This is a genomic window from Streptomyces sp. NPDC093018 (assembly GCF_040684035.1).
In the GTDB taxonomy this organism is placed as follows: Bacteria; Actinomycetota; Actinomycetes; order Streptomycetales; family Streptomycetaceae; genus Streptomyces; species Streptomyces murinus.
The window spans coordinates 295781-308530 of sequence record NZ_JBFBFF010000005.1 but is presented as its reverse complement, the minus strand read 5'-3'; the positions used below and the strand labels follow the sequence as shown (position 1 = coordinate 308530).

The following is a 12750-nucleotide window of genomic DNA, read 5'->3' as shown; positions in this document are numbered from 1 at the left end:
GGGGGCTCAGTGGGGGCGTCGGGCCGTCCGGAACGGTTCGCGGTCCAGCCCCCGCCCGTGGGCCGAGGCGGCCAGGGAGAGGGAGATGAGCCGGCTGCCGGCGGCCGCGGTGACGGTCGTACGGGAGCCACGCGGGAGGTAGAGGACCTCGCTGGTCAACAGCGGCAGGACGAGGGGCCGTTCGGGCTCCTCCGCCGTGGCGACGGACCAGTGGGTGCGGCCCGCGGTCTGCACCACCAGGGTGTGCGCCGTCGCCGGGCCGTCGAGCGACGTGCCGGAGGTTTCGTGCACGGGCACGCCCAGAGCGGACGTCAGGCTGCGCGCGAGGTACGCGGACAGCCGGCGGTCGGACGCCGGGGAGGTCCGGTCCGTCGTGTCGTACACGGCGGGTTCGTGCTCGGGCCACAGCAGGGCGGGCGAACGGTCCGTGCAGGCGCGGAGGAAGAGTACGACCTCCTCCACGTACGCCTCCTGGGACTCCGGAACGTCCGTGCCGTCGTACGCACTTCCCCAGACCATGCAGGCTTCACCATCGTCGTCGTGACTCGCGGCCGTCCCGCGCTCCTCGCCAAAGGGGCGGAAGCGGAGACCCTTTCGTGCAGCATGCCGTATCTACACGCGCACCGTCAGTCACGGGTTCGCGTGACCGCCCCCCTCCTCCAGCAGCCCGGAACGGGCCGCGGCGACGCCCGCCTGGAAGCGGCTCGACACGTTCAACTCGGAGAGGATGTCGGCGACATGGCGGCGTGTCGTGCGCAGCGACATGCCGAGCCGCCGGGCGATCGCCTCGTCCTTGAGGCCGTCGGCGAGCAGGCGCAGGATCGTGCGATGCAGTTCCCTGGAGACCGCCTCCATGGCGCGCCCGGTGGCGTCGACGAACGGCCTGGCGTGGGTCCAGGCCAGTTCGAAGATGTCGTACAGGTAGGCCACCACCGGCGGTTCGCTGATGAGGATCGCGCCCTGGCCGTCGTGTCCGGGCGCGGGGATGAACGCGGTCTCCCGGTCCACGATGATCAGCCGGCCGAACAGTTCGTGCAGCGTGCGGTACTCCGCGCCGCGCGCGGAGAGCTCCGCCACGTAGGCCTGGCTCGGGCCGTTGAAACGCGCCGTGTGGTGGTAGAGGGTGCGGATGCGGACGCCCCGGTCGAGCATCGCCCGGTCGCGCCCCATGGCCTCGGCCATCGCCGAGGGGACCCGGGAGCCGCCGCCGGGCTGGCAGGAGACCAGTTCGGTACGGCAGCCGTCGCTGAGCCGGTTGAGCCGGTCGCGGACCTCGGCCACCGTGGAGATCTCCTGGAAACCGCCGCCCCAGGAGCGCGATTCTCGCTGGAAGACCAGGCTGAAGGGGTCGACACTGCTCCTGATGTGCGCGATCGCCTCCTGGCGCTCACGGATCTGCGCCTCCAGGGGCGCGGTACGACGGCTCGCCGCGTCCTCCGCGGGTACGACGGTCAGCCGGGATCCCGGCAGCGGCTCCTCGGCCAGCAGCCCGGTCTCGAGGAGGCGGGAGAGGGCGCGCCGGACGTCGGCGAGGTCGGCGGGCAGCTCGCGGGCGATGGTCTCCGGGTCGTGCGCGCCCGCTCTCTGGTTGCGGACGAGCCAGGCGTAGACCCGTAATTCCATTGACTCCGACTTGAGTTCATCGGGGGTCGATCGTGGGCAATGAGGAGCTATGTCCATGTTCGCTCCGTCCTCCCCTTGCTGCCTTGCCGTTTGATGAGGCATCGGAAACCTGGCGGACGAGATTGAGTTTTCCGAGACTGAGATCACCGTAACGTCCTTGTATAGGGAACGGAGTTCGCGTCATGAGGCGCTTCCTCATCGCTGTGACCGGCCTGTTGGCGGTCTTCGCACTCGGCACGGCCTCCTCGCACCACGGGGCCCCGGAACGGGGCACGCAGGTCCAGGCCTCCTGCCATGCCGCACCGCCCGGGATGCGTGGCACGTGTGGTGACAGCTCCTGGGGTGGGTGAGTGCGTTTTTCGGGGTTTGGTTGCTCGGGTGCCACTTAGGGGGCGGCGCGCGCTGCTCTCCGGGTATCCGCCCGAGAGGGGCCGGGTGCCGCCCCCGGAGTGATGATCGAGATAGGACGCTAGCCAAGTATTTCGGTGACCGTTGTAATCTGGAGGCATGGTCACCGACACGCGACCGCACCCGTCCGTACGGCGCGGGCTCGCGCTGCTGACCTCGGAGCGGCCCCGCCCCGAGGCGATCCGCGCGCGGCCGAATGGCTGGTGGCTGGCCGTGGCCGCGGTGTGCTTCGGCGCGTTCATGGGCCAGCTGGACGCCAGCATCGTCACGCTCACCTACGGCGGGCTGCGCACCGAATTCCACGCCTCGCTCGCGGCCGTCGAATGGGTCTCGCTGGCCTATCTGCTCGCCCTGGTGGCGCTGCTGGTGCCCGCGGGGCGCCTTGCCGACGCCCACGGCCGCAAACTGCTCTATCTGTACGGCTTCGCGGTCTTCACCCTCGCCTCCGCGGCCTGCGGCTTCGCGCCCTCGCTCTGGGCTCTTGTGGCGTTCCGCGTGGTCCAGGCGGCCGGCGCGGCCATGATGCAGGCCAACAGCGTGGCACTGGTGACCACCAGCGCGCCGCGCGAGCGGATGCGCAGCGCGCTCGGCGTGCAGGCCGCCGCGCAGGCCCTGGGGCTGGCCCTGGGACCGACGGTCGGGGGTGCCCTGGTGTCCACCCTGGACTGGCGCTGGGTGTTCTGGGTGAACGTGCCCGTAGGCGTCGTCGCGCTCGTCGGCGGCCACTACCTGCTGCCCCGCACCCGGGCCCGTACCCGGGTCACCCGCTTCGACTGGCCGGGTCTCCTGCTGCTGGCCGCGGCCACCACCGGTGCCCTGATGGGCGTCTCCGCGGCCTCCGGGCTGCCGGTGCCCGGCTGGGGCGTGGCCGCGCTGTTCCTGATCGCGGCCGGGGCGGGACGGGCCTTCGTACGACGCCAGCGGCGGGCGGCCGCGCCCCTGCTGGACCTCGCCCTGCTGCGGGTACGGGCGGTGGCGTACGGCCTGGTGGGCGCCCTGAGCGGCTACCTGGTGCTGTTCGGGCCGCTGGTGCTGGTGCCCGTCGTGCTCACCGCGCGGGGCGTGTCCGAGCTGACGGCGGGGCTGGTGCTCACCGCGCTGCCGGCCGGGTTCGCGCTGGCCGCGACCGGGTGCGACCGGGTGCTGCCGCGCCGCCTCTCGGACCGGGGGCGGTGCCTGGCCGGTGCGGGGATCTTCACGGCGGCACTGACCGCGCTGCTGGTGGTGCCGCCGGGGATCGGTGAGCTGGTGCCGGTGCTCGCGGTGACCGGGCTGGGGCTGGGGGTGTTCACCCCGGCCAACAACGCGCTGATCATGGGCGCGATACCCGCGCGGTCGTCCGGGACGGGCGGCGGGCTCGTGAACATGACCCGGGGGCTGGGGACGGCGCTCGGGGTCGCGCTGGTCACGCTCGCCTTGCAGGCGGGGGGTGGCGGGGACGGTGGCGGGAACGGTGGCGTGGGCGCCTGGCTGAGCGGGAGCAGGGCGGCCGCGGTGGTGCTGGTGGCGGCGTCGGTGGTCGCGGTGGGGGCGGCTTGGTTCGGGCCGGGGGCGGGGGCGGGGGCGGGGGCGGGAGTGGGGGCGCGGGAGCGGATGAAGGAGGGGATGCGGGAGGGGTGAGAGGGCGGTGCGGGGGCTGAGAGGGCGTGCGGAGGGGGCTCGCGGGGGCTCGCCGAGGTGGGGCATGTGGCTCGCTCGTGGGAGGAGTTCGGGGAGGGGGCGGTGGGGAGGGGCCGGTTTCGGGAGGGGTGTCTCGGGGGCGACGGGGTCGGGGCCGGGGGCCGTCCGAGCCCTGGACGCCCGGCCGTCTCCGGATGTCGCCCGGCTACGCTTTCCGCATGTCCGCGCAGCCACGCCCCGACGTCTCCGCTCCCGGCTCTGCCAATCAGGCGGGGTCGGACCGGGCGGGGTCAGCCCAGGCGCCCGAGGCCCGTCTGCTCACCGAGGCCGTGACCCGGCTGCGCCGCGCGCTGCGCTCCTCGATCCGTACCGACTACCCGTGGGAGACGCTTCCCATGGCGCAGGTCGAGCTGCTCCAGGTGCTCGGCGAGCACTCTCCCGCCCGGATCAGCGACCTCGCCGCGCGTCGCCGCCTGGCGCCGAGCACGGTCAGCGGGCTGATCGGTCAGATGATCAGCGCGGGACTGGTCGCGCGGGACGTCGACGCCGCGGACCGCAGGGCCTCCGTCGTCACCCTCACCGACGCGGGCCGCGAGAAGCTCGCGGCCTGGACCACGGCGCACGAACGCCGCATCGACGCCGCGCTCGGCGCCCTGGACGACGACGCCCGCGAGGCCATCGGCAACGCCCTGCCCGCGTTGTTCCAGCTGGCCGAGAACTTGGGCGGAGAGGCGGGAGAGAGCACGCCGGAGCGGTGAACCGGCCGGTGGGGTACCGGCGTTGTCCGTGACGGGCGGGTCGACAGACGAGCGGGACGGGTGGGTCGGCGAGCGGAGCGGGTGGGTCGGCGAGCGGAGCGGGTGGGTCGGCGAGCGGGTTTTCCACAGCCGCCGGGTTGTCCACAGGGCTGACACGGATTCCGGCGGCGGCGGTACGGTCGTGCCGAGTTGATGTTCGTCTCGATGTGTACGGGGGAGGCGGTCGCTGTGGCCGGGAGCGGTGCGGGCATGGTGAGCGGGCTGCGGCAGGGAGAGCAGGGGGAGCGGCTTGAGGGTGGGGCGCGCAGGCTGCCCCGGGTGCGCGGGTTCGCCGAGTGGCCCCGGCAGGGTTCGCCCAAGGAGGAGGGCAAGGCGCTGCGCACGAGCGTGCCGCGCCGCGACCACGCCGTCCTCGAACCGGACGCCGCCCGCCCGGACGCGGTGAGCGCCGTCGTCGAGTCCAACGCCGGCCGGATACCGGAGCTGACCCCGATCCGCGTGGGCCGGATGGCGGCCACCCCCTTCGCCTTCCTGCGGGGTTCCGCCGGACTCATGGCGTACGACCTGGCGCGCACCCCCGTCACCGGGGTGGGCGCGCAGCTCTGCGGCGACGCGCACGCCGCCAACTTCGGGCTGTACGGCGATGCCCGCGGCGGCCTCGTCATCGATCTGAACGACTTCGACGAGACCGTGTACGGCCCCTGGGAGTGGGACCTGAAGCGGCTCGCCACCTCGCTGGTGCTGGCCGGGCGCGAGGCCGGTGCCGACGAGGACACCTGCCGTGCCGCGGCGCGGGACGCGGCCGGTGCCTACCGCCACACCATGCGGCTGCTGGCGAAGCTCCCGGCGCTGGACGCGTGGAACGCCATCGCGGACGAGGAGCTGGTCTCCCACGCCGACGCCCATGACCTGCTCGGCACCCTGCAACGGGTCTCGGAGAAGGCGCGGGCCAACACCAGCGGCCGTTTCGCGGCGAAGTCGACCGAGCCGCACCCGGACGGCGGGCGGCGCTTCGTCGACGCCTCGCCGGTGCTGCGCCGGATACCGGACGGCGAGGCCGCCGCGGTCGCCGCGTCGCTGGAGGAGTACCTGACGACCCTGTCCGAGGACCGCCGCCCCCTGCTCGCCCGGCACACGGTGCACGACGTGGCCTTCCGCGTGGTCGGCACCGGCAGCGTCGGCACCCGCTCGTATGTGGTCCTGCTCCTCGACCACCGCGAGCACCCGCTGGTCCTCCAGGTGAAGGAGGCCCGCCCCTCCGCGCTGCTCCCGCACCTGGCCGCCGCCGGCTTCGAGAATCCACCGGTCGCGCACGAGGGGCGCCGGGTCGTGCTCGGGCAGCAGCGGATGCAGGTGGTCAGCGACACCCTGCTGGGCTGGACCACGGTCGACGGACGGCCTTTCCAGGTGCGGCAGTTCCGCAACCGCAAGGGCAGCGTCGACCCCGCCGCCCTCGCCGCCGACCAGGTCGACGACTACGCCCGCATGACCGGCGCCCTCCTGGCCCGCGCCCACTCCCACAGCGCCGACCCCCGCCTGATCGCCGGCTACTGCGGCAAGAACGAGGAGCTGGACGACGCCATCGCCGCCTTCGCCCTGGCCTACGCCGACCTCACGGAGTCCGACCACGCCGCCCTGCTCACAGCGATACGCACGGGCCGCATGGCAGCCGAGCCGGGTGTGTGAGCGGGAAGGTTTCTCGACCCTCCCGGCCTGCTCGATCTTCTTGGGCTTGTTGCCTTTCTAGGGCTTCTAGGGCTTCTCTGCCTTCTCGGGGTGGGGCCACTGCAACCCCCTAAGGGGCGCGGGGAACTGCGCGACCAGCCACGACGCACCCGCACCCGCCGACGAATCCGCACGCTTCACGACGAGCCGCCACCACCGTCACCGGCACGGATCCGGCCCCGCCCCCTCCGCCCCGGCCCCAAGCCGAGCGCAGCGACTACGCTGGGGCGGGTGACCACCCCGGAAGCCGAACAACCCCACGCCCCCCGCCCCGAGGCGCGGCTCGAACAGGCCGTACGGGCCGCCGAGCAGGCGTTGATCGAGTACGAGATCGCCGTGGAGACCTTCCGCGTCGAGGTCGAGAACTTCTCCCGGCTGCACGAACAGCGACTCGGCCCGCTCTATCTGCGCCTGGAGGAACTGGACGCCGAGATCGCCGAGGCGACGGCCGCCCGCACCGGCGACCCGGAGGATGTGCGCCGCGCCGCGGAGGCCCGTGCCAACGTCCTGCCGATCCCCGGCGTCGAGGAGCTGATGCACGGCTGGATGGACGGCCACGGCCTCTACCCCGAGGCCGCCGCCATGCTCACCGGCCAGGCGGTACGCCCCCCGGAGCGGGTACGGCCCAGCGAGGAGGCCCGCAAGCTCTACCGCGACCTCGCCCGCAAGGCCCACCCCGACCTGGCGCAGGAGGAGGACGAGCGCACCCGCCGCGAGGAGTTCCTCACCCGCGTCAACGCCGCCTACGCCCGCGGTGACGAGGCCCTGCTGAAGGAACTCGCCGAGGAGTGGGCCGCGGGTCCGGTACCGCCCGAGCGGCGCCCGAGCCCCGCCGAGGAGCTGTACGCCCGCCTCGAATGGCTCTCCCAGCGCAAGGAGCTGCTCAACCTGGTCGCCCGCGAACTGGAGGACGGCGCCATCGCCGGCATGCTTCGCCTCGCCCCCGACGACCCGGACGCGCTGCTGGAGGAGATCGCCGACAAGCTCCGCGCCGACATCACCCGGCGTGAGGAGGAGCTGGCGGCCCTGCTGGCGCAGGACTGAACCAGGCCCGCCGTCGGGTAGCGTCGGAGTCATGAATTTCGGAGCTGGTGTGCCCACCGTCGGTGTCACGGACCTCAAGGACGACGACTTCCTGCTGGACGTCCGCGAGGACGACGAGTGGCAGGCGGGCCACGCCGAGGGAGCGCTGCACATCCCGACCAGTGAGTTCGTGGCCCGTTACGGCGAGCTGACCGAGGCCGTCCCGCAGGACGGCCGCGTCCATGTGATCTGCCGCTCCGGTGGCCGGTCCGCCCAGGTCACCATGTATCTGGTACAGCAGGGCATCGACGCGGTGAACATCGACGGCGGCATGCAGTCCTGGGCCGCCGCGGGCCGCCCGGTGACCACCGACGACGGCCGCCCGGGCCACGTGCTCTAACCCCACCCGACGGCCATCGGCCATCGGCGGTCAGCTGAGCGGGTGCGCCGCCAGCAGGTCGCCGAGCCGCTCCTCGTACGCCGCCGCCGGGCCGAGCGCCAGTTCCAGGTGCTTGGCCCAGGCGTGATAGCGGTGCAGGGGGTAGTCGGTGTCCGCGCCGAAGCCGCCGTGCAGATGCTGCGCCGTCTGCACCACCCGGCGGACGCCGTCCGCCGCCCAGATCTTCGCCACCGCGACATCCCCGGCGGCGGGCAGCGCGCCCGGCGCCCCGGAGGCGATCCGCCACGCGGCCTGCCACAGGGTGGCCGCCATGGCCCGCAGATCGATGTACCGGTCGGCGGCCTGCACGGCCACCGCCTGGAAGGTCGCGATCGGATGCCCGAACTGCTCGCGCCTGCCGGTGTATTCAGCGGTCATCTCCAGCACCCGCTCACCCAGCCCGAGCGCCAGCGCGCAGGTGCCGGTGGCGAGCAGCGCGTGCAGCCACTCCCAGGCGCCCTCGGCCTCGATGACCTCACCCGCCTCCAGTCGCGCCCCGGTCAGCCGCAGTTCGGCCAGCCGCTCCCCGCTGGTGGACACCTGCTCGACGAGCGTCACCCCGTCAAGCCCCCGGGGCAGCAGCGCGAGCACACTCCCCCCGGCCGCCGCGCCCTCGATGTGCGCCGGTACGACGACGAGATCCGCGTCGTACGCCCACGGCACCGCCGTCTGCCCCCCGTCCAGCACCCAACTCGGGCCCTCTCGCCGCGCGGTGACGGCGAGTTCGGCGGATTCATGGCCGCTGCGACCGCTCGCGGCGACGGTCAGCACCAGCTCCCCGCGCCCCGCCCGCTCCAGCAGACGCTCCCCCGACTCCTTGCTCCCATAGGCCGCTACGACCACCGCCGCCGCGCTGTGCTCCAGCAGCGGCACCCGTGCGAGGACCTTCGCCGCCTCCCGCAGCACCAGGCACAGGGCGATCGCGTCCAGGCCCGCGCCGCCGTACGCCTCGTCGAGCAGCAGGCTCAGCAGATCCGCGCCGGCCAGCCGGGACCACAGCTCCCGGTCGAGGCCCTCGGCCACGGCGCCCGGGGTCAGCGCCGGGCTGGGCACCGCGTCCGGCGCGACACCGGCGAACACCCCCCGCGCCGCCTCGGCCGCCGCCTGCTGCTCCTCGGTGAAGGTGAAGTCCACGGCCTGTCCCTCCGACGGTGCGGTCGTCAACTGACGGGCCGTCAAGATAGAACAGGTTCTAGGAGAAGGGAACCTCGGCGGCCCCCTCCGTGGAGCGCTCCGTGGAGTTTCCTCAGCGGTCGAAGTCCAGCTCCACCTGTTCGGTCAGCGGATGGGACTGGCAGGCCAGTACGTACCCGGCGTCCGTCTCCTCCTCTTCCAGTGCGAAATTGTGGTCCATGCGGACCTCGCCGGAGACCAGGAAGGCCCGGCAGGTGCCGCACACCCCACCCTTGCAGGCGTAGGGCGCGTCGGGGCGGTTGCGCAGCACGGTCTCCAGCAGGGACTCGCCCTCCTGCACCGGCCAGGTGCCGCCGCGGCCGTCGAGCCGGGCGGTGACCGTGCTGTGCGCGGCGCCCGGCATGGTGCCCGCCGCGGTCGGACCCGAGTCCACATGGAAGATCTCCTGGTGGATCCGGGCGCGGTCCACGCCCAGCTCGCGCAGCGCTCCCTCGGCGCCCTGCACCAGCCCGTAGGGCCCGCACAAGAACCATCCCGCCACTCGCTCGGTCGGCAGCAGCGCGGGCAGCAGTTCGGTGAGCCGCCCCTGGTCGAGCCGGCCGGACGGCAGACCCGCCTGCTGCTCCTCCCGGGAGAGCACGGTCACCAGCTGAAGCCGCTCGGGGTAGCGGTCCTTCAGGTCGGCGACCTCCTCCAGGAACATCGTGGAAGCGGCCGTACGGTCGCCTCGTATCAGGCAGAACCGGGCCTCCGGCTCCCGCGCCAGCAGGGTGGAGACGATGGACAGCACCGGGGTGATGCCGCTGCCGCCGACGATCGCCGCGTACAGCCCCGGTGCCGGTTCCAGGGTGAAGCGGCCGGCCGGGGTCATGACCTCCAGCTCGTCCCCGATGTTGATCTCTTTCAGCGCGTAGGTGGAGAAGGCGCCGCCCTCCACCAGCCGCACTCCTACGCGCAGGCTGCCGGGGCCCTCGCCGTCCGGGGTGGGTGCGGGGGAGCAGATCGAGTAGGTCCGCCGCACCTCCGTGCCGTCCACCCGGCGGCGCAGCGCGAGGTGCTGGCCGGGCGCGTGCCGGTACTCCGCGCGCAGCTCGGCCGGGACGGTGAGGGTCAGGGCGACGGAGTCGTCGGTGAGCCGGTCGACCGCGGCCACCTGGAGCGGGTGGAAGCGCGCCATCACAACTCCTTGAAATGGTCGAACGGTTCGCGGCAGGACAGACAGCGGCGCAGCGCCTTGCACGCGGTGGAGGAGAACCTGCTGAGCAGTTCGGTGTCGGCCGAGCCGCAGTGCGGGCAGTGCACCGGCTCCGCCTCGACGGTGCCGACGGCCCCGGTGGCACCGGTGCGGGTCGGGCCGAGGGTCAGCGGTATCGGACCGGAGGCCTCGCGCGTCCTCGGGGGAGCTATGCCGAACTCCCGCAGTTTGCGGCGGCCTTCGGGGGTGATGTCGTCGGTCGACCAGGCGGGCGTGAGCACCGTGCGCACCGAGACCTCGCGCAGGCCGTGCTCCCGCAGGACCCGTTCGATGTCGAGGGACATCGCCTCGATGGCCGGGCAGCCGGTGTACGTGGGGGTCAGATCGACCTCGGCGGCATCGCTGCCGTGCAGGCGCAGCGCGCGCACCACGCCCAGCTCATGGAGCGTGAGCACCGGGAGCTCGGGGTCGGGGACCGAACCGGCCAGCTCCAGCAGCTCCGCCTCCAGGGCGGTGGCGGTCACCATGACGCACCCGGATGACTGCGGTGCAGATGCTGCATCTCGGCGAGCATCCGGCCGAAGGACTCGGTGTGGACGCCCTGGCGGCCGGCGCCCGCCGACCAGGCCCCGGTGCGGGGCCCCTCCGGTACGGTCAGGGTGGCCCGGTCGAGCACCCGCGTGACCGACTCCAGCCAACGGGACTCCAGGTTCGCCCAGTCGACGTCCAGTCCCTCCACGGGCTGGAACATCTCCCCGGTGAACCGCCACAGCGCGTCACAGGCACGCCGCATCCGCTCATGGCTGGTCTCGGTGCCGTCGCCGAGCCGCAGGGTCCACTGCTCGGCGTGGTCGCGATGGTAGGCGACCTCCTTGACGGCCTTCCCGGCCAGCGGGGCGAACGGGCCGTCACCGGCCGCGAGTTCGGCGTGCAGCAGGTGTTGGTAGGTGGAGAAGTACAGCTGGCGGGCGATGGTGTGGGCGAAGTCGCCGTTCGGCTGCTCGACCAGCTGGAGGTTGCGGAAGGACCGCTCCTCGCGCAGGAAGGCCAGTTCGTCCTCGTCGCCCGCCAGGGACAGCAGCACCCGGGCCTGGCCGAGCAGGTCGAGGGCGATGTTGGCGAGGGCGACCTCCTCCTCCAGGGCGGGGGCGTGCCCGGCCCACTCCCCCAGACGGTGGGAGAGCACCAGGGCGTCGTCGCCGAGCGCGAGCGCGGCGGTCACCGGGACGGTGGCGGGGCCGGTGGCGGTCACAGGTGCTTCACCCCTTCCGGGATCTCGTAGAAGGTCGGGTGCCGGTACGGCTTGTCGGCGGCCGGCTCGAAGAAGGGGTCCTTCTCGTCCGGCGAGGAGGCGGTGATCGAGGCGGCCGGGACGACCCAGATGGAGACGCCCTCGCCGCGGCGGGTGTACAGATCGCGGGCATTGCGCAGCGCCAGCTCGGCGTCGGGCGCGTGCAGGCTGCCGGCGTGGGTGTGGGACAGCCCGCGGCGCGAGCGCACGAAGACCTCCCACAGGGGCCAGTCGGTGGTGCTCATGCTCGCTCCGCTCCCGTCGTCCGGTGTCCGGCGGCCTCGGTGCCGCCGCTGTGCCTGGCCGCGTGGGCGGCGGCCGCTTCCCGTACCCACGCGCCCTCGTCATGGGCGCGTTTGCGCTGGGTCAGGCGTTGTTCGTTGCACGGCCCGTTGCCCTTGAGGACCTCCCAGAACTCCGTCCAGTCGATGGTGCCGAAGTCGTACTTCCCCCGCTCCTCGTTCCACTTGAGGTCCGGGTCGGGGAGGGTGAGGCCCAGGGACTCGGCCTGGGGGACGCAGATGTCGACGAAGCGCTGGCGCAGCTCGTCGTTCGAATGGCGCTTGATCTTCCAGGCCATCGACTGGGCGGAGTGCTGGGACTCGTCGTCGGGCGGGCCGAACATCATCAGCGAGGGCCACCACCAGCGGTCCACCGCGTCCTGCGCCATCGCGTGCTGCTCCGGGGTGCCCCGGCTCAGGGCCAGCAGCAGCTCGTAGCCCTGGCGCTGGTGGAAGGACTCCTCCTTGCAGACCCGCACCATGGCGCGCGCGTACGGGCCGTAGGAGCAGCGGCACAGCGGTACCTGGTTGGTGATCGCGGCGCCGTCCACCAGCCAGCCGATCGCGCCGACGTCGGCCCAGGTCAGCGTGGGGTAGTTGAAGATCGAGGAGTACTTCTGGCGGCCGCTGTGCAGCTTGTCGAGCAGTTCGTCCCGGCTGGTGCCGAGGGTTTCCGCCGCGCTGTACAGATACAGGCCGTGCCCCGCCTCGTCCTGGACCTTGGCCATCAGGATCGCCTTGCGGCGCAGGGAGGGCGCGCGGGTGATCCAGTTGGCCTCCGGCTGCATTCCGATGATCTCGGAGTGCGCGTGCTGGGCGATCTGGCGGACCAGCGTCGCGCGGTAGGCGTCGGGCATCCAGTCGCGCGGTTCGATGCGCTCGTCGGCGGCCACCGCCGCGTCGAAGACGTGCTGGTACGCCTCGTCCCCGGTGGTGTTCCGGGCGCCGTCCGCCTCCGGGCGGGCCGTGCCCTGCGCGGCTGCTGTGGCCATGCGATCCCCCTGACCTCGGGCTCTGCGGTGGGATTCTCCCGACCGATCGTTCGGTCCGTGCGCATCAATGGTGTGCCGGGCCGCAGGACAGTGTCAACCGCTGTGGAAAACTCCGCGCGGAACCTGTGGACGAGCGGAATCCGCGGACGTGGGATCCGGGCGGGCGGTGTCTGTGGACGAAGCGTGCGGGGACGGCGGGGTCCGGCCCCCGGGGCTGCGCTCGGTGGCCGGGGCTGAGTACCGTTCCGTGCAGGTGCCGCG

Annotated in this window: 13 protein-coding genes; 5 read left to right on the top strand and 8 right to left on the bottom strand. The window is 72.9% G+C overall.

Features of this window, described 5'->3' with window-relative positions; all coding sequences use genetic code 11:
* Positions 1–6 precede the first annotated feature (6 nt).
* Together AB0N90_RS14680 and AB0N90_RS14675 are read right to left on the bottom strand one after the other, a co-directional pair.
* Positions 7–519, bottom strand: a complete 513-nt coding sequence (locus AB0N90_RS14680; RefSeq protein WP_365196350.1) for a hypothetical protein — start codon at positions 517–519, stop codon at positions 7–9.
* A 111-nt stretch (positions 520–630) separates the two neighbouring features.
* Positions 631–1623: a LuxR C-terminal-related transcriptional regulator gene (locus AB0N90_RS14675; RefSeq protein ID WP_365196347.1), complete on the bottom strand. Its 993-nt coding sequence runs from the start codon at positions 1621–1623 to the stop codon at positions 631–633.
* Positions 1624–2130: 507 nt separating this feature from the next.
* Here AB0N90_RS14675 and AB0N90_RS14670 point away from each other — a divergent pair.
* The 5 genes from AB0N90_RS14670 (at position 2131) to AB0N90_RS14650 (ending at position 7557) form a co-directional block, all read left to right on the top strand.
* Positions 2131–3651 (top strand): MFS transporter, encoded by a 1521-nt coding sequence (locus AB0N90_RS14670; protein WP_365196344.1) that lies wholly within the window; start codon positions 2131–2133, stop codon positions 3649–3651.
* Between the two features lie 218 nt (positions 3652–3869).
* On the top strand, positions 3870–4409 hold the full coding sequence (locus AB0N90_RS14665) for a MarR family winged helix-turn-helix transcriptional regulator (RefSeq protein WP_365196342.1): 540 nt from the start codon (positions 3870–3872) through the stop codon (positions 4407–4409).
* Positions 4410–4658: 249 nt separating this feature from the next.
* A complete protein-coding gene (locus AB0N90_RS14660) occupies positions 4659–6095 on the top strand; it encodes a DUF2252 domain-containing protein (RefSeq protein ID WP_365196737.1) in 1437 nt (478 codons plus the stop codon).
* Positions 6096–6365: 270 nt separating this feature from the next.
* The gene (locus tag AB0N90_RS14655; RefSeq protein ID WP_361672153.1) at positions 6366–7178 is read left to right on the top strand and encodes a hypothetical protein; all 813 of its coding nucleotides are present in this window, start codon (positions 6366–6368) and stop codon (positions 7176–7178) included.
* Between the two features lie 49 nt (positions 7179–7227).
* On the top strand, positions 7228–7557 hold the full coding sequence (locus AB0N90_RS14650) for a rhodanese-like domain-containing protein (protein ID WP_365196735.1): 330 nt from the start codon (positions 7228–7230) through the stop codon (positions 7555–7557).
* A gap of 30 nt (positions 7558–7587) precedes the next feature.
* Here AB0N90_RS14650 and AB0N90_RS14645 read toward each other — a convergent pair whose 3' ends face one another.
* From AB0N90_RS14645 to paaA, 6 genes are all read right to left on the bottom strand, one after another.
* The gene (locus AB0N90_RS14645; protein WP_365196733.1) at positions 7588–8730 is read right to left on the bottom strand and encodes an acyl-CoA dehydrogenase family protein; all 1143 of its coding nucleotides are present in this window, start codon (positions 8728–8730) and stop codon (positions 7588–7590) included.
* Between the two features lie 112 nt (positions 8731–8842).
* Entirely contained in the window at positions 8843–9907 is a 1065-nt protein-coding gene (locus tag AB0N90_RS14640; RefSeq protein WP_365196339.1) for a 2Fe-2S iron-sulfur cluster-binding protein, read from the bottom strand.
* A complete protein-coding gene (gene paaD / locus AB0N90_RS14635; RefSeq protein WP_365196336.1) occupies positions 9907–10452 on the bottom strand; it encodes a 1,2-phenylacetyl-CoA epoxidase subunit PaaD in 546 nt (181 codons plus the stop codon). The genes AB0N90_RS14640 and paaD overlap by 1 nt, the downstream gene beginning before the upstream one ends.
* Positions 10446–11177: a 1,2-phenylacetyl-CoA epoxidase subunit PaaC gene (gene paaC, locus AB0N90_RS14630; RefSeq protein ID WP_365196333.1), complete on the bottom strand. Its 732-nt coding sequence runs from the start codon at positions 11175–11177 to the stop codon at positions 10446–10448. The genes paaD and paaC overlap by 7 nt, the downstream gene beginning before the upstream one ends.
* Positions 11174–11461, bottom strand: a complete 288-nt coding sequence (paaB, locus tag AB0N90_RS14625) for a 1,2-phenylacetyl-CoA epoxidase subunit PaaB (RefSeq protein WP_085565664.1) — start codon at positions 11459–11461, stop codon at positions 11174–11176. Before paaB ends, paaC begins: the two co-directional genes overlap by 4 nt.
* The gene (gene paaA / locus AB0N90_RS14620) at positions 11458–12489 is read right to left on the bottom strand and encodes a 1,2-phenylacetyl-CoA epoxidase subunit PaaA (protein WP_365196329.1); all 1032 of its coding nucleotides are present in this window, start codon (positions 12487–12489) and stop codon (positions 11458–11460) included. Before paaA ends, paaB begins: the two co-directional genes overlap by 4 nt.
* Positions 12490–12750: the final 261 nt, after the last annotated feature.